Origin of the sequence: Streptomyces sp. NPDC014734, from assembly GCF_043083325.1 — a bacterium.
Lineage (GTDB): Bacteria > Actinomycetota > Actinomycetes > Streptomycetales > Streptomycetaceae > Streptomyces.
Window position 1 is genome coordinate 285,540 of sequence record NZ_JBIBYN010000005.1, and the last position, 17,028, is coordinate 302,567.

Annotated in this window: 8 protein-coding genes and 1 pseudogene; 5 read left to right on the forward strand and 4 right to left on the reverse strand. The window is 74.8% G+C overall.

What is annotated here, in order from left to right; genetic code table 11:
* The first annotated feature begins 103 nt into the window (after nucleotides 1–103).
* A complete protein-coding gene (gene fhuB, locus ACF1CT_RS11860) occupies nucleotides 104–2,461 on the forward strand; it encodes a Fe(3+)-hydroxamate ABC transporter permease FhuB (protein ID WP_391783667.1) in 2,358 nt (785 codons plus the stop codon).
* Between the two features lie 159 nt (nucleotides 2,462–2,620).
* Nucleotides 2,621–3,925: an enterochelin esterase gene (fes, locus tag ACF1CT_RS11865; RefSeq protein ID WP_391783668.1), complete on the forward strand. Its 1,305-nt coding sequence runs from the start codon at nucleotides 2,621–2,623 to the stop codon at nucleotides 3,923–3,925.
* A 92-nt stretch (nucleotides 3,926–4,017) separates the two neighbouring features.
* On the opposite strand, the gene ACF1CT_RS11870 is transcribed toward fes, so the two are convergent.
* Genes ACF1CT_RS11870 through ACF1CT_RS11880 form a run of 3 tightly spaced genes read right to left on the reverse strand, consistent with a single transcriptional unit; the run spans nucleotide 4,018 to nucleotide 13,119 of the window.
* Complete coding sequence (locus tag ACF1CT_RS11870; protein WP_391783669.1) at nucleotides 4,018–5,634, reverse strand: DHA2 family efflux MFS transporter permease subunit; 1,617 nt, start codon at nucleotides 5,632–5,634, stop codon at nucleotides 4,018–4,020.
* Nucleotides 5,631–5,852 carry an MbtH family protein gene (locus ACF1CT_RS11875; protein WP_391783670.1) on the reverse strand — a complete coding sequence of 74 codons (222 nt, stop codon included), beginning with the start codon at nucleotides 5,850–5,852 and terminating at the stop codon, nucleotides 5,631–5,633. The genes ACF1CT_RS11870 and ACF1CT_RS11875 overlap by 4 nt, the downstream gene beginning before the upstream one ends.
* Nucleotides 5,853–5,856: 4 nt before the next feature.
* Nucleotides 5,857–13,119: an amino acid adenylation domain-containing protein gene (locus tag ACF1CT_RS11880; protein ID WP_391783671.1), complete on the reverse strand. Its 7,263-nt coding sequence runs from the start codon at nucleotides 13,117–13,119 to the stop codon at nucleotides 5,857–5,859.
* A gap of 218 nt (nucleotides 13,120–13,337) precedes the next feature.
* Here ACF1CT_RS11880 and ACF1CT_RS11885 point away from each other — a divergent pair.
* A pseudogene (locus ACF1CT_RS11885) lies at nucleotides 13,338–14,226 on the forward strand (peptidase dimerization domain-containing protein); the annotation flags it as partial.
* Nucleotides 14,227–14,284: 58 nt separating this feature from the next.
* On the opposite strand, the gene ACF1CT_RS11890 reads toward ACF1CT_RS11885, so the two are convergent.
* Complete coding sequence (locus tag ACF1CT_RS11890) at nucleotides 14,285–15,280, reverse strand: ABC transporter substrate-binding protein (RefSeq protein ID WP_391783672.1); 996 nt, start codon at nucleotides 15,278–15,280, stop codon at nucleotides 14,285–14,287.
* A 428-nt stretch (nucleotides 15,281–15,708) separates the two neighbouring features.
* Here ACF1CT_RS11890 and ACF1CT_RS11895 point away from each other — a divergent pair, with 428 nt between their 5' ends.
* Together ACF1CT_RS11895 and ACF1CT_RS11900 are read left to right on the forward strand one after the other, a co-directional pair.
* Nucleotides 15,709–16,761 carry a sporulation protein gene (locus ACF1CT_RS11895; protein ID WP_391783673.1) on the forward strand — a complete coding sequence of 351 codons (1,053 nt, stop codon included), beginning with the start codon at nucleotides 15,709–15,711 and terminating at the stop codon, nucleotides 16,759–16,761.
* Nucleotides 16,761–17,006 carry a twin-arginine translocase TatA/TatE family subunit gene (locus ACF1CT_RS11900; protein ID WP_391783674.1) on the forward strand — a complete coding sequence of 82 codons (246 nt, stop codon included), beginning with the start codon at nucleotides 16,761–16,763 and terminating at the stop codon, nucleotides 17,004–17,006. The genes ACF1CT_RS11895 and ACF1CT_RS11900 overlap by 1 nt, the downstream gene beginning before the upstream one ends.
* The last annotated feature ends 22 nt before the right edge of the window (nucleotides 17,007–17,028 follow it).

Here is a 17,028-nt window from a genome sequence, read left to right on the forward strand (position 1 = left end):
GGTGACCATGCGCGACCCGACGGCGACTCCACCGCTTGTATGGTTAGGCTAACCTCACTTTATGCACATGCGGCATTCCGAGGTCCGAAGTCCCCACGCCCAAATGGACGAAAGCGCCGGGACGTTGACGGTCGAGGCCGACTCGTCGACCACCGCCGTACCCACCGCCGCGGACGGTCCCCTGCCCGGGGGCGGGCCCCCGGACGGCACCGGGGGCGTCCCCGCGGCCGAACCGTCCGGTCGCCGTACCCGTCTTGTCGTCGCCGGGTTCGCGGCGGTCGTCGTGCTGCTCTGCGGCGTCTCGCTGTGCGTCGGCGCCGGAGAGGTCGGTCCGGGCGGCGCCCTGGACTATCTGCTGAACCGTCACGGCGCCCGTGCCGACAGCCGGCTCGCCCTGGTCATCGGCGATCTGCGGCTGCCCCGTACGCTCACCGCCGTGCTGGTGGGCGCAGCCCTCGGCGTCGCCGGCTGCCTGCTCCAGGCCGTCACCCGCAACCCGCTCGCCGAAACCGGCCTGCTGGGGGTCAACGCGGGTGCCTCGCTGGGCGTCGTGGCGGGCATCGCACTGCTCGGCCTGGATTCCGGATACGCCTACCTGGTGTGCGCGTTCGTCGGCGCGGTGACCGCGAGCGGCCTGGTCCTGCTCATCGCGGGACGGGGCCGCGGAGGCTCGCCCATGCGGCTGGTGCTCGCGGGTTCCGCGCTGGGCGCCACCTTCGGCGGACTCACCAGTGTCATCGTGGTCAACTCGGCCGAGACCTACGACCGGTTCCGGTTCTGGGTGCTCGGCTCGCTGGCGGGGGTGGAGGGCTTCGGCGAGCTGTACCGGTTGCTGCCGGTGCTCGTCATCGGCTTCGTGATCGCCCTGCTGGTGACCCGGCCGCTGTCGGCGCTCGCGCTCGGCGACGACCTGGCCCGCGGCCTCGGTCACCGGCCGTCGCTGATCCGCACCACGGTGGCCGCGGCCGTCACGCTGCTCACCGCCGCGGCGGTCGCCCTGGCCGGGCCGATCTCCTTCCTGGGACTGCTCGCCGGGTTCCTTGCCCGCTCGCTGGCCGGAACCCGGACGGCCGCGCGGATCGTCCTGGCCGGGCTCATCGGTGCCGGGGTGCTGACCGTGGCGGACGTGGCGGCCCGGGTGGTGTCGCGGCCGTTCGAGGCGCCGGTGTCGGTGATCGTGGCGCTCATCGGCGCTCCGGTCCTCATCGGCATCGTGCGCTCACGGCAACTGGCGGCGATGGGCATGGCCGAACCGGCCGCCGACGGCGTCCCGTCGGGGCGGGGCGGACGGCCCGGACTGTCGTCCCGTCTCACCGGTGTCGTGCGACGCCCGCGTCCGGTGGCCGGAACCGGGACGGCGACGGGCACGAAGACGCCGCACGGAGCGGCGGCGGGCAGGCCGACGATGGCGCCCGCCGGGACACTCGGCGCCGGAACTGCCGTGCTGCGGCGCGGACCGCTCTCGCTGCTGGTGCACCGCAGGCCGGCCCTTGCCGTGCTCGCGCTCGCCGCACTCGCCCTGGTGGCCGTCACGCTCTCGGCGTACGCGGGCCAGAGCGACATGGGTGTGACCCGCACGTTCCGCGCGGTGCTCGGTCAGGGCGACCGCTTCGACGTACTGCTCGTGCAGAAGTTCCGGCTCGGCAGGATCGTCGCCGGGCTGGTCGCCGGAGCCGCACTCGGGCTCGCCGGGTGCCTGACCCAGACCCTGGCCCGCAACCGGCTCGCCACACCCGAGCTCCTCGGCGTCAACGACGGCGCCACGGCCGCCATCCTGCTGTCCGTGACCTTCAGCACGACCGGCACGTTCGGCTCCTGGTGGGCGGGCCCGCTCGGCGCGCTCGCCGCCGTCCTCGTCGTCACGACCGTCTCCGGCGGGCTCGGCCGACGCGGCTACCGGGTACTCGTGGTCGGCCTCGCGATGTCGGCGCTGGCCTCCGCCGTCACCCAGGTGGTGCTCTCCCGCCGCTCGCTCAACTCGGCGAGTTCGCTGTACGTGTGGACGTCCGGCAGCCTCAACGGGCGCGGCTACTCCGTCGCGGTGCCGGTGCTGATCGGACTCGCCGTACTCGTCCCCGCGGCCCTCGTCGTGGCCCGGCACCTCGCCGTACTGCGCTTCGACGACGCGACGGCCTCCTCCGTGGGCGTGCGCCCGGACCGCGTCCGGTTGCTGTGCATGCTGCTGGCCGTGGCCCTGGCGGGGCTCGCGGTCGGCGTGTGCGGGCCGGTGGCCTTCGTCGCGCTGGCCTCCCCGGTCATCGCCGCACGGCTCGCCGGACCGCTGCGGGTACCCCTGGTCGGGTCCGTGCTGACCGGTGCGGTGATGGTGGTGGCCGCCGATGCCCTGGGGCGGATCGCCTTCTCCGGCGTCGAACTCCCGGTGGGCGTGGTGACGACCGTCCTCGGCGGGCCCTTCCTGCTGTGGGTGCTGCTGGGCCGGTCGTCCGCCACCCGGGTCTGAACACCGGGGGCGGCTCGCCCGTCTCACCGGACGACCCCGCACGGGCCCCTCGCACGGCGCCGGACCGCCGCCCCACCCCGACCGACACACGAGGGCCAGAAGGCACGAAGGCACGCAGCACGAGGCCCAGTTGTACGAAGGCACGAAAGGCGGACGACCGTGACCGCGACCATATGTCCCACCCCCGCACTGCGCGCCCTGCGCGACGCCGTCCGGGCCCGGGTACCGGGCGCCGAGGCCGAGTTCTGGCTCCGCGCCGAACGGACGGGAACACCGCTCGTCGAGCCCGACCCCGAGGGCGACCCGGCCCGCCGCCTGGTCACCTTCGTCCTGCGGGACGAACCGGACCGTCCCGCCACCGATGTCCTGCTCCTGGTGCACACGGTCACCGACCGGGACCGTCACGCCGGTGACCTGACCCGGCATCTGATGCACCGCGTCGAGGGCACCGGCGTCTGGGCGCTCTCCCACCGGCTGCGCGCCGATCACCGGGCCTCCTACCAGTTCCTGCCCGGCCACGGCACCCGTGAGGAACTGCTGCGCACCGACCGCGCCTCCTGGCGGGCGGCACTGGACCGGGCGGTGCCGGATCCGCTGAGCCGGACACCGCCCCTGCCCGCGCGGGGCGGACGCCACTCCTCCTCGGTCCTGTCGCTGCCCGCTGCTCTCCCGCAGCCGTACGTCACGGACGACGGCGACGGCGCGGCGCGCGGGACGGCCTCGGTACGAGAGGTGGACGGCCGCCGGGTGACCGTCCACCTGCCGCCGGGGCACGGCCCGTCGACGGCGCCGCACGCGGTCGCCGTGCTGCTCGACGGGGAGATGTGGGGGCCGGTCCTGGACATGGGCGGCGTGCTGGACCGGATGCGCGCGGACGCGGCGCTGCCTCCGACGGTGGCCCTGCTGGTGGACACCATGGACCGCAGAATGGAGGACCTGAGCTGCAACGACGCGTTCGTGGACTGGCTGGCGGACACCCTGCTGCCGTGGGCCCGGGCGGAGTTCGGCACGACGTCCCGGCCGGAGCGGACCCTCGTCGCCGGACAGAGCGCGGGCGGCCTGACCGCCGCGTTCGCCGCGTTCCGGCGCCCCGACCGGTTCGGCCTGGCGGTGTCGCAGTCCGGTTCCTTCTGGTGGCCGGAGAACGATCCGGAACGCGGTGAGGAGTGGCTCACCCGGCAGTACGCGACCGGCCACCGGCGGCCGGTCCGGCTGTGGCTGGAAGTGGGTCTCCAGGAATGGATGCTGCTGGCGGAGAACCGGCGGCTGCGCAACGTCCTGCGGGCCCGCGGCTACGACGTCTCCTACCGCGAGTTCAACGGAGGCCACGACTACGCCTGTTGGCGGGGCGGTCTGGCCGACGGGCTGTCGGCGCTGCTGGGTGACGCGGGCGCGGGAACGGCCCGGGACGCGGACGGGGGAACGGCCCGGGGCAGGGGCGCGGGCGAGAACACCGGGCGGTAGTACACCCCTCGGAGGGCCGGAAGGACACGAAGACGGGGAAGGGCCCCGCGGCGCGTCGGCCGCGGGGCTCCCTCCCCGTCACGCGGTCGGGGTCAGGTCGCGCCGGACCGCTCCGGCGCCCCCGTTCCCGTTCCGGTTCCCGCTCTCGTTCCCGTTGCCGCTCCCCCGCTCAGTTCCGTCACCGGTTCCGCGACGCCCGGTACCTCCTCGTCGCCCGGTACCTCCTCGTCGCCCGGCACGTCCGCGTCGCCCGCCGCTTCCCCGCCTCCCGGCGCTTCCTCGTCGAACGGCGGCGGCTGGGGCGCCGTGCGCGGGAGCCGCAGGGCGAACACCGCCGACAGCGCCACGAGCGCGGCCGTCGCTCCTACCGCGGCGCGGAACGGACCCGCGTCCATCGTCCCACCGGCCGTATGCGCACCGCCGCCCACCAGAGCCGCGCACAGCGCGATGCCGAGGGCGCCGCCCAGGGTGCGGACGATCTGGAAGAGGCCCATCGCCCGGCCCATGTCCGGCGGTGCGACGGTCTCGAACCCGGCGAGCTGCACGGTCAGCACGGCCGTGCCCAGCACCAGCCCGATCAGGAACATCAGGGCCCGCACGGCCCATTCGTTCTCCGCCGTGCCGGGTACCGCGAGCGCCCCGAACACCACGGCGGCTGCGAGCAGCGCGGCCGCGGCGAGACGGCGTGGCCCGAGGCGGGGCAGCAGCCGGTCCACGGCCCGCGAGGCCAGCATCAGGCCGATCGCCTCCGGGAAGACGCTCAGTCCCGCGTCCAGCGCGGAGCCGCCGAGGGCCGCCTGGAACAGCAGTGGCACCACGAACAGCACGCCCATCAGCCCGGCGGCGGTGAGCGCGGCCAGCGCGGCGACCGGGCCGTAGTAGCGGTCGGCGAAGAGCCGCAGCCCCAGCAGCGGAGCGGGGGCGCGGCGCTGCTGGACGACGGTCGCCACCAGCAGCACCGCGCCCGCGACCGCACCCACCACCACGAAGGGGTCGGACCAGCCGTGTGCCGGGCCGAAGCCGAGCGCGTAGGTGAGCAGGCCCAGGGCGGGCGTGGCGAGCCAGAAGCCGGCCCGGTCGAACGGGCCGGTGGTGCCCTCGACATGCTCGCGCAGCCCGACCGCCCCGAGCAGCACGGCGGCCGTGCCGATCGGCACGTTCACGAAGAACAGCCAGTGCCAGGAGAGATGTTCGGTCAGCAGGCCGCCGAGCGGCGGGCCGAGGGCGGGCATCAGCGCCGTCGGCACGATCAGCACCTTCGACAGCCCCACCCGCTCCGGCGGTGTGAACGCGCGGAACAACAGGGTCATGCCCACCGGGGTCAACAGCCCGCCGGCCAGGCCCTGGAGGGCGCGTGCCACGACCAGGACCGGCAGGTTCCAGGCAAGTCCGCACAGCGCGGACGCGGCGGTGAACACGGCGAGCGAGCCGAGGAAGACCCGCTTGGTGCCGTACCGGTCGCCGAGCCAGCCCGCCACCGGCAGAGCGAGCGCCAGCGCGACCAGGAACGCCGTCTCGACGGTGTTGGCGGCGGCGACGGGCCTGCCGAAGTCCTCGGCGATGGTGTAGAGCGCCGGGTTGACGATGGTGGAGTCCAGGCCGTTCATGCACATCGCGGCCACGTAGACCAGGACCACGGCGAGGCGGGGACGGATGCGCGGCACCGGGAGCAGGCCGCCCCGCCCGGTACGGGGCTCGGTGGCGGTCACCGGACCGGCAGCCCGTCGGCGTGCGCGGTGACCAGGTCCAGCGCGTCCTGGCGCGGGCAGGGGCCGTGGACCGCCGTCCAGCCGGCCGGCACCTCGGCGAACCGGGGCCACAACGAGTACGCACCCCGCTCGTTGACGAGGACGAGGAAGGCGACGCCGTCCCCGTCGGCGTCGAAGGGGTTGACGGGGGCGTCGTCGTTCGGGGTGTGCGCGGCCATCGGGTCACTTCTCCAGGTCGGTCAGGCGGTCGGCGACCACGCGGGCGATGTGCGCGATCGGTCCCGGCAGGGTCATGTCCTTGTGCGAGCAGGCGACGTCGGTGTTGTCGATGTGCCCGGCCGTGTACGGGGCCCAGGTGCCGGGGGTGAGGTCGTCGTCGATGGTGTCGACGGTGGCGCGGAAGAACAGCACGTCGCCGTCGAAGCGCCGGTGGTCGAAGCCCCGCACCAGGTGGTTGGTGTTCAGGTAGATGTCGGCGAGTGCTTCCAGCGTGCCGGTGGTCAGCGCGGCCAGCGGGCTCTCCTCGCGCTGGAGCACCTCGATCACGTGGGCGGTGGTGAGCGGTTTGCCGTCCAGCGCGTCGGGGCCGTGACCGCCCATCGCCAGCAGGGATTCCATCGCCTCGGCGTGGTCGGGGACCGGCAGCTCGCGGAAGCCCTCGGCGGGGTAGGCGTCCAGGACGGCGAGCAGTTCGACGGTCTCCCCCAGGTCCTGGAGGTGGGTGGCCATGGCCTGCGCGATGATGCCGCCGGTGGACCAGCCGAGCAGTCGGTACGGTCCGGCGGGCCGGACCTCCCGCATCCGGGTCACGTAGTGCGCGGCGAGCTCCTCCAGGGTGGTGGGCAGCGGGTGGCCGGCGGTGGCGGGGCCGACGCCCTGCGCCTGGAGGCCGTAGATCGGCACGTCAGCGGGCAGGTGGCGGATGAGCCCGGCGTAGCACCAGCTCAGCCCGCCGGCCGGGTGCACGCAGTACAGCGGGGCGCGGTCGCCGTCGCGGGCCGGGCGCAGCGGCAGCAGCACGTCGAGCGGGTCGTCGCCGCCGTCCGGGGCCGTGTCGAGTGCGGTGGCCAGGGACGCGACCGTCGGGGACCGGAAGACGGTGCCGATCGACACGTCGGTGCCGAGGGCCGCCTTGACGCGGGCGGCGAGGCGGACGGCGAGCAGCGAGTGGCCGCCGAGGTCGAAGAAGTTGTCGTCGACGCCGACCCGGTCCGTGCCGAGCACCTCGGCGAAGATGGCGCGGAGCTGCTCCTCGCGCGGGCCTCGCGGGGCCCTCGCCGGGGCCCCGGCGGCGGGGCGGCGGGGCGCGGGCAGGGCCCCGCGGTCCAGCTTGCCGTTGCCGGTCAGCGGCAGCCGCTCCAGTTCGACAACGGCGGAGGGGACCATGTGGACGGGCAGGTCACGGGCGGCCCGTTCCCGCAGCCGTGTCGCGAGGTCATCCGCCGCGTCGCCGTCCGGCGCGGCGCCGGGGGCCGGTGCGGCGGGCACCGCGTAGGCGACGAGCCGCTTGTCGCCGGGGACGTCCTCGCGGACCACCACGGCAACGTCCGCCACCTGCGGATGGGCGGCGAGAACGGCCTCGATCTCGCCGAGTTCGATGCGGAAGCCGCGGACCTTGACCTGGTGGTCGGCGCGGCCGAAGTACTCCAGGGTGCCGTCCGCGCGGCGGCGGGCGAGGTCGCCGGAACGGTACATCCGGGTGCCGTTCTCGCCGAACAGGTGGGCGTGCGGGTCGGCGACGAAGCGGGTCGCGGTGAGGCCGGGCCGGCCGAGGTAGCCGGCGGCCACGCCCTGTCCGGCGACGTACATCTCCCCCGTCACCCCGGGCGGCACCGGCTGGAGCCGGTCGTCGAGGACGTAGACGCGCAGGTCGGGAATGTTGACGCCGATGGTGGACGAGGTGGCGGCGGCGGCCGTCCGGCGGTCCAGGGCGTGGTGGGTGACGTGCACGGTCGTCTCGGTGATGCCGTACATGTTGACGAGCCGGGGCGCGTCGTCGGCGTGCCGCGCGTACCAGTCGTCGAGGCGGCCGAGTTCCAGTGCCTCGCCGCCGAAGACGACGTGGCGCAGGGCGAGTCGGTGTCCGGGCTCCTCGCGGTCGGCGGCGGCGAGCTGGTAGAAGGCGGACGGCGTCTGGTTGAGGACGGTGACCCGTTCCGCCGCCAGCAGCCGCAGGAAGGCGTGCGGGTCGCGGCTGGTCAGGTGGGGTACGACGACGACCTTGCCGCCGTACAGCAGGGCGCCCCACAACTCCCAGACGGAGAAGTCGAAGGCGTAGGAGTGGAACAGTGTCCAGGCGTCGTCCGGTCCGAAGCCGAACCAGTGGTCGGTGGAGGTCAGCAGCCGGGTGACGTTGTGCTGGGTGACGACGACGCCCTTGGGCCGGCCGGTGGAGCCGGAGGTGTAGATGACGTACGCCGGGTCGTCGGGGGTCAGCGGGCGGACCCGGTCCTGCTGGCGGAGCGGGGCGTCGTCGTACGTCGTGGCGGCGTCGCCGTCGGCGGTGATGACGGGCAGTTCGTGGGCGGGCAGCCGGGGCGCGGTGGCGGTGTCGGTGACGAGGGCGGCGGGGTGGGCGTCGGCCAGCATGTACGCGAGCCGGTCGGCCGGGTAGTCGGGGTCGAGCGGGAGGTACGCGGCGCCCGCGAGGGAGACCGCGAGCAGGCCGGTGACCAGGTCGAGGGAGCGGGGCAGGGCGAGGGCCACGATGGAGCCGGGGCCGATGCCGCGGTCGGCGAGCAGCCGGGCGAGGCGGTGGGCGTTCCCGGAGAGTTCGGCGTAGGTGAGGCGGGCGCCGTCGTGGCTGACGGCGGTCCGGCCGGGGTGGCGGCGGGCCGCCTCCTCGTAGCGGTCGGCGAGGGTGGCCGGGGCGGCGGGCAGCTGCCGGGCGGCGGCGTCCCCCCTGTCCTCGGGGAGGTTGCCGTCGACGAGGGCGCGGCGGCGTTCGTCGCCGCTCAGCAGCGGCAGCAGGCCCAGCGGGGTGTCGGGGTTCTCGGCGGCGGCGGTGAGCAGGCGGGTGAGGCGGTCGGCGAGGGCCTGGGCGGTGGAGCGGTCGAACAGGTCGGTGCGGAACTCCAGGAAGCCGCCGATGCCGCCGGCGGCGTGTTCGCCCGCGTTGAGGGTGAGGTCGAACTTGGCGGTGCCCGAGGTCGTGGTGGACAGCCGGGCGGTGGCTTCGGGCCCGAGCGGGAAGGCGGCGTCCGGTACCGACTGCCAGGCCAGCATGGTCTGGAAGAGCGGGTGGCGGGAGAGCGAGCGGGGCGGGTTGAGGGCTTCGACGAGGTGGTCGAAGGGCAGCGCGTCGTGTTCGAACGCGGCGAGCGCCGACGTCCGCGTCCGCCTCAGCAGTTCCCGGAAGGTGGGGTCGCCGGAGGTGTCGGTGCGCAGCACGACGGTGTTGGTGAAGAAGCCGACGAGGGCGGCGGTGGCGTCGTCGTCGCGTCCGGCGACGGGGGTACCGAGCGGGATGTCGGTGCCGCAGCCATGCCGGGTGAGGAGGGCGGCGAGGCCCGCCTGGACGGTCATGAAGACGCTGGCGCCGGTGGTGCGGGCGAGCCGGGCGAGCGCGGTGTGCGTGCCCGCGTCCAGTGCGAACGGGACGGTGTCGCCGTCGGACGAGGCGACGGCCGGGCGCGGGCGGTCGGTGGGCAGGTCGATGTGGTCGGGCAGTCCGGCCAGTGCCCGCTTCCAGTGGTCGAGCCGGGCGGTGGCGAAGGGGGTGGGCTCGGCCGGGGTGCCGAGGAGCAGCCGCTGCCGGGCCGCGTGGTCGGCGTAGCGCACGGGCAGCGGGGCGAACTCCGGTGCCCGGCCGGCCAGCCGGGCGCGGTAGGCGGTGGCGAGGTCGTGGGAGAGCGGAGTCGTGGAAGCGCCGTCGCCCGCGATGTGGTGCAGCACCAGCAGCAGGGTGTGCCGGTCCTCGGCCCCGGTGAACAGGCTGGCGCGCAGCGGGATCTCGCTCGCCAGGTCGAAGGCGTGGCGGGCGGCGGCGGTCAGGTCCTCGCCGTCGGGGGCACGGTGCAGGACGGGCCGGGCCGCCGGGTCGCCGGGGGCGAGGACGTGCTGCCGGGGCAGGCTGTCCGGGCCGTCCTCGGGGACCGGGTGGAGCGTCCGCAGTGTTTCGTGGCGGGCCGTCAGGTCGGCGAGGGCGGTGGTGAGGGCTGCCTCGTCGAGTGGTCCCTCGACGGTGAGGACGAGCGGGATGTTGTAGGTCGGGCTCGGCCCTTCCAGCCGGTGCAGGAACCACAGCCGCTGCTGGGCCGGTGACAGGGGCGGTTCGCCGGTGCGGGGCACGGGGACGAGGGGTACGTCGTCGCCGGGGGCGTCGTCGGTGTGGCGGGCGCGGACCAGGGCGGCGAGGGCGGCCGGGGTGGGCTCGCGGAACACGTCGGCGACGGAGACCGGCACGTCGAAGGTCTCGCGCAGCCGGGCGGCGAGCCGGGCCGCGAGCAGCGAGTGGCCGCCCAGGTCGAGGAACGAACTGCCGGGGGCGGGGGTGGTGTCCGTGCCGAGCAGGTCGGCGAAGAGTCCGGCGACGACGTCGGTGTGCGGGCCGGCCGTCGCCGGGCCGGTCGTGGTGGCCGTGGCGGTCGGCGGGGCGGGGTCGGGCAGGGCGCGGTGGTCGAGCTTGTCGTTGGCGGTGAGGGGCAGGGCGTCGAGGAGGACGACGGCGGCCGGGACCATGTGTGCGGGGAGTTCGGCGGCGAGGTGGTCGCGCAGGTCGGCCGGGTCGGCGGTGGTGCCCGGCCGGGGCACGGCGTAGGCCAGCAGCCGCTTGCCGCCGGGCGCGTCGCGGGCGATGACGGCGGCCCGGGCGACGGCGGGGTGCCGGGCCAGGACGGCCCGGATCTCGCCGGGTTCGATGCGGAAGCCGCGGATCTTGACCTGGTCGTCGGTGCGGCCGAGGAACTCGACGGTGCCGTCGGGGCGGCGGCGCACCAGGTCGCCGGTGCGGTACATCCGGCCGCCGGGCTCGCCGTGCCGGTCCCCGAAGGGGTCGGCGACGAAGCGTTGTGCCGTCAGGCCGGGCCGCCCGAGGTAGCCGCGGGCGAGGCAGGCCCCGGCGACGTACAGCTCGCCGGGGACGTTGTCGGGGGCCGGGCGCAGGGCCGTGTCGAGGACGTAGAGGCGGGTGGCGCGCACCGGGCTGCCGTCGGAGTCGGGGCCGGTCCAGTGGCAGGCGTCGACGGTGGTCTCGGTGGGCCCGTAGAGGTTGAGCGGGTGGACGCCCTCGGTGGCGGCCAGGCGGTGCCACAGCGGTGCGGGGACGCTCTCGCCGCCGACGACGAGGACGGCCGGACGGTGGTGACCGTCGCCGAGCAGTCCCTCGGCGAGCAGGGCCTCCGCGTAGGAGGGGGTGACGTCGAGGTAGTCGACGCGGTGGTCGTCGACGTAGGCGGTCAGCGCGGCCGGGTCACGGTAGGTGGCGTCGTCGAGCAGGTGCAGTTCGTGGCCGTGGACCATCCACAGCACCGGGTCCCAGGAGGCGTCGAAGGCGAAGGAGGCGCTGTGGGCGACCTTGAGCCGGGTGCGGCCGGTCCGGGCGACGGCGGGCGCGATGTGGTCGGTGCCGTGACCGGCGTACAGGTTGGCCAGGGAGGCGTGGGTGACGACCACGCCCTTGGGGCGGCCGGTGGAGCCGGAGGTGTGGATGATGTAGGCCGCGTCGTCCGGTCCTGGCACGGCGGCGGGTCGGTCGTCGGGGGCCGCTGCGAGGGCGGCGCGCGTCTGTGGGGTGTCCAGGGCGATCACCGGGAGTCCGTGTGCGGGGAGCGCGGCGAGTGCCTCGGCGGTGCCGACGACGCAGGCGGGGCGGGCGTCCTCCAGTACGGCGAGGGTGCGGGCGGCGGGGTGGCCGAGGTCGAGGGGCTGGCAGACGCCACCCGCCCCGAGGACGGCGAGCAGGGCCGTGATCATGGTGGTGGAGCGCGGCAGGGCGAGCGCGACGGGCGTCTCGGGGCCGACGCCGTGCGCGGCGAGGTGGTGGGAGAGCCGGTTGGCGGCGGCGTCCAGTTCGGCGAAGGTCAGTGTGTCGTCGCCGCAGCGGACGGCGGTCGCGTCCGGGGTGCGTGCGGCCCGCGCGGCGAACTCCTCGGGCACGGTGGTGGTGACGCGCGGCTCGGAGCGTCCCGTCGTGGCGCGGTGCACCTCGTCGTCGGTGAGCAGGTCGAGTGCGGCGAGCGGACGGTGCGGGTCGGTGAGCAGCAGTTCGGTGAGGCCGTCGAGACAGTGGCGGAGGGTGGTGGCGCAGCGGTCGGTCTCCGCGGCGGTGTACCGGCCGGCGTCGGCCTCCAGGACGAGGGCGAGGCTGTCGTCGGGGCCGGGCCAGGCGCCCACGGAGAGGTCCTCGACCGGTCCGGCGGCGAGGTTGCGGACGGTGCCGGGCAGGCCGTCGAAGTCCAGCGGACCGCCGTCGTGGGGCTTGATGTTGACCAGGGGGCCGGTGAGCGGGGCGGCGGGGGCGGTCAGGCCCAGGTCGCGGCGCAGGTCCGCCTGCGGGTAGCGCTGGTGGCGTCGGATCTGCCGGATCTCCAGCACGATGCGGCGCAGCAGTTCGGCGGCGGTGTCCTGGGGGCGGACGGCGATGCGCAGCGGGAGCACGTTCACGGACATCGAGGGGGTGCGCAGCGCGGCCGGGCCGCGGCGGTTGGTGAGCGGCAGGCCGAGGACGACGTCGTGGGAACCGGTGAGCCGGTGCAGGTGCGCGGCGGTGGCGGCGATGACGAGTTCGGCCCAGGTGGCCCCGGCGGCACCGGCGGCACGGGTGAGGCGGCTCAGTGTGCCGGCGGGCAGGTCGACGGCGCGTCGCGGCGGCGCGCCTGCCGCGGGGGCGGCGCCCGGTGCCGGCGCGGCGGGCGGTGCCGGGGTGACGGGGACGGCGCCGGCCATCCGGCCGGTCCAGAACTCCCGGTCGGCGGCGTACTGTTCGCCCGCCAGGTACTCCTGTTCCTCGGCGACGATCTCGCGCAGCGGCGCGAACCGGGGCTCCGGCGCCGTCCCTCCGCCTGCCGTGTACAGCTCGGCGACCCGGCGGCCGATCAGCGTCAGCGCGTAGGCGTCGACGGCGATGTGGTGGACGCGCTGGTACCACCAGTAGCGTGTGTCGCCGACCCGGAGCAGCGCCTGGTTCATCAGTCCGTCCGTCGCGGCGGGGTCGGACGGCAGGGAGAGGTCGGCGCGGATCCACCGCCCGGCCTCCCGGACGGGCTCGCCGCCCGCCCTCAGGTCGATCCGGTGCAGCGTGAACCCGGCGCCGGGATCGGCGTACTGGACCGGTGTCCCGGCCTCCTCGGCGATCCGCAGCCGCAGAGTCTCGGCCTCGGCGACGGTGCGACGCAGCGCGCGTTCGAAGCGGTCCTCGTCGAGGGCTCCGGCGATCTCCACGACGTCCGCCGTGTGGAACTCGGTGCCGCCCGGGGCGAGCTGTTGTGCGTAGTGGATACCGCTCTGCGCGGTGAGCAGGGGGAACGGCTCCGGACGCTGGTTCATGTGGGAACAACTCCTCGGTTGTGAAAGCCTTGCCGCGCACTGGCCGCCAAAGACTTAGGTAAGCCTAAGCTAATTTCCCGTACCGCATGTCCTCGGCGCGAGCTTCACGACGGAGGGCGGCACGCACACGCACCGGAGGAGGAGCCGATGACCGACTCGCGCGGCGACGCCACACCTCCCAGGACGTCAGATCCCGCATACGGCAGGAGATCGAGCACGAGACGGACGCCCCGCGCGGTCTCGGCCGCGACCCCGTCGCCACGGCCGGGATCGGTGCCGCGCCCGGACTCGCCCCGCTCGCGGACGGACTCGGGCCGCGGATACGGGTGCCGGGCACCCCGGCCGGGGAACGGGGCGCGGGCAAGGCACCGATGCACCGGGAGGGCGCCTTCGACGGGGTGGACGCCGCGCTGACGGTGCATCCGTGCCCGTTCGGGATGACGGACTTCCGGCCCTTCGCGCCCGGCACCCCGCCCGTGACCCACACCGGCCGGACCGCGCGTCCCGGCCCCGATCCGCACAATGGCAGCAACGCCGCCGACGCGTCGGCCGTGGCCCAGATGACCACCGGTCCGCCGCGTCGGCAACTGCCGCCGGCGGTGGCGGACGCACGGCATCACCACGGAGGCGGGCGGCGCGCCCCACGCGATCCCCGACCCGGCCCGTGCCTCGTACGAGCTGCGGGCCCCGGCCGCCGAGGACCTCGCCGAACTGCGGGCGCGGGTCGAGGCCCGCTTCCGGGCGGGCGCGCCGACGACCGGCCGCGAGGCGAGCCCGGAGCGCCCCGAGCCCGACCACCTGGACTTCGGGGGCGATCCCGGGGTGCTGCGGCTGCGGACGGCCAACGCCCGCGCCCTCGGCCGCCCGCAGCACGTGGAGCGGCCCCCGTTCGCCCGCACCGGCAGGGGCAACGTGTCGCACGCGCCGCCCTCCATCCGTCCGGCGCCCGACATCAGCGGCGGCACCTGCGGTCCGCACGAGGCGGCCTTCGCCGAGGCGGCCGTCTCACCGGCGGCCGAGCGGGCACCGCCGGACGGGGCGACGGCGATGGCGTGGACGGCCGCCGGCCTCGCCGGGGCGCGACGGGACGGGCAACGGCCCGCGTGACGTGCGCCGGGGTGCGGACGGGGTCCCGACCGCACCCCGGCCCGCACCCGGCGCGCGGTCAGGAACCGCTCAGCGCCTTGACGATGTCGTTCACGACCACCCCGGCGGCGAGCGGTCCGCCGCGGGTCGACCAGACGGAACCGTCGACCGTCACGGCATGCCCCTTCCCGACGGCGTTCAGCTCCTTGTACGCCGGCTTGGTCCGGACGTCCTCCAGCGCCTTCTCGCCGTCGGAGGTCAGCGTGGACAGGAACAGCCAGTCGCCGTCGATCTCGTTGATCTTCTCCAGGCTGAGCGACGGGGTGTGGGCGTTGCCGTCCCTGTTCTGCGCCTTGGGACGCTTCAGTCCCATCTCCAGCGCGATGCCGCTGGCGAACTGCTTGTTCTCCATCCAGCTCGGGCCGTCCGGGTTCCAGCGGACGATGGAGACCTCGGCGCCCTTGTTCGCGCCCAGCTTCTCGCCCGCCGCCCTGGCGGCACCCTCCCGCTCGGAGATGACCTCGTTCGCCGCGTCGAGCTTGTTGAGGGCGTTGCCGATGCCGCGGAACGACAGCTTCCAGTCGTCCGTCGGCGCCATGGTGACCAGGGTGGCCGGGGTGATCTCGCGCAACTGCTTCAGGACCTGCTCGTCCTGCATGTCGCCGGCGAGGATCAGGTCGGGCTTGGCGGCGACGACCTTGTCCATGACCGGCTGGAGCAGATTGCCGACGACGTCGATGCCCTGAACCCTGTCGGCGAGGTAGGCGGGCGGCTTGTTCAGCCCCTGCCCGTTGGTGATGCCGACCGGCTTCACGCCGAGCGCGAGGACCGCGTCCAGCTCCTCCTGAGTGAGGGTCACGATCCGCTTGGGATCGACCGGCACCTGGACGGCACGGCCGGTGGCGTCCTTCACCGTGCGGGTGGCCGGGGCCGCGGACTCCTTGCCCGAGTCGCCCTTGGCGTCGTCGGAGTCCGAGCCGCAGCCGGTCACGAGCAGTGTGGCCGCCGCGGCGACGGCGGCGGCCCGCACGGCACCGCGCGAAAGCGTCGAGGAAGGGCGTCTGGGCAGGGACATGGGGACTCCATGGTTCACGGGGACGTGCAAACAGCGCGGAGGGCATGCCGATGCCCCACAGGCACCGAACCACCCGGCCACGATCACTAAGGTTAGCCTTACCTCACATACTTCGGGCAAGAGGATCACCCACGCCCGCCGACGCGACACCGGCTCCACCCGCGCCCGACCGGCCCGCCCCGGGGCCCCGCGAGCCCCCAGGGGTGGCGCGCCACACGTAAAGGCACGGCAAAACGCGCTCGTCAAGCGCCCGAACGGACGGTCTGGGAAGCCCTTTTCGGACTTTCCCGCCCGTCGGTCGCGCGCACCCCGCGAAGCCCCGTCGTCGGCCCTATGCTTCTACACGCCTGTAGAGCGCGGGTGCCCGTCCGGTGTTCCCGGCGGGTGCCCGACGCCCCTCGTACGCATGTAAGGGAGTGAACGCCGCGATGGTGTTCAAACGACTGCTCGGCTCACTCGGCGTGGGCGGCCCCACCGTCGACACGGTTCTCGACGCCGGGGCGGCCGTGCCCGGCGGCCGTCTGTCCGGCCGGGTCGAACTCAGGGGCGGCGCCGCCGCCTTCGACATCGAGCACATCACGCTGGAGCTCGTCGCGCGAGTGGAGGCCGAGCACGACGGGGGCGAGCGGGAGGGCGTCGTGGTCTTCGAACGCCTCGCCGTCGGCGGCGGCTTCCGGCTGGCCGAGAACGAACTGCGCGGCGTGCCCTTCACCGTCGTCCTGCCGTGGGAGACCCCGGTGACCGAGCTGTACGGGCAGGACCTCGGCATCGTCCTGGGCGTGCGCACCGAACTGTCGGTGGCCGGCGCCAGGGACAGCGGCGACCTCGACCAGCTCGTCGTGGCCCCGCTGCCCGTGCAGGAGGCGGTCCTCGACGCGTTCGGGCAGCTCGGCTGCGGTTTCAGGTCCGCGGACCTGGAGTACGGCCGGATCGGCGGCACCCGGCAGCAGCTCCCCTTCTACCAGGAGATCGAGCTGCTGCCGCCGCCGCGGTACGCGGACCGGGTCGACGAGATCGAGGTGACCTTCCTCGCCTCCCCGGGCGGCATGGAGGTCGTCATGGAGGCCGATCTGCGGGGCGGACCCCACGCCGACGGGCACGACGCGCTCTCCCGGTTCACGGTCACGCACGACGTGATGGCCCGCCAGGACTGGTGCGCGCTCGTCGAGGACCGGCTCCGGCAACTGATCGAGCACCGGCCGGTGTTCCCGGCGGACCGCGGATACGAGACACACGGGTACCACGGCCACGACGAGGCGCACGGTTACCACGGCCATGACGAGGCGCACGGACACGGGCACGGCGGTGGCGCGGTCCACGGCGACGACGGGCGCCGCTCCGGCCCCGGCGTGGGCACCGCCGTCGCGGTGGGCGCGGCCGGTCTCGCCGTCGGCGTCGTCGGTGGCCTGGTCGCCGCCGAAGTCATCGACGAGGTGGGGGACTTCTTCGAGGGGGACGAGGACGAGGGGGGCGAGGACTGATGTTCGGGATCAGCGAGATCGGGGTCATCCTGATCGTGGTCGTACTCGTCCTGGGAGCCAAGAAGCTCCCCGAACTCGCCCGTTCCGCGGGCAAGTCGGCGCGCATCCTGAAGGCCGAGGCCGGAGCGGCGAAGGAGAGCCGCGGCACCGACGGCCGGGCCCCGGCGCCCCGGATCGTCCGCGGTGAGACCGTCGCGCCGACGCAGCCGGAGGAACCGGGGAGCGGACGGCGCCCGACGGGCTGACGGCGGCTCCCGACGGGGCCGG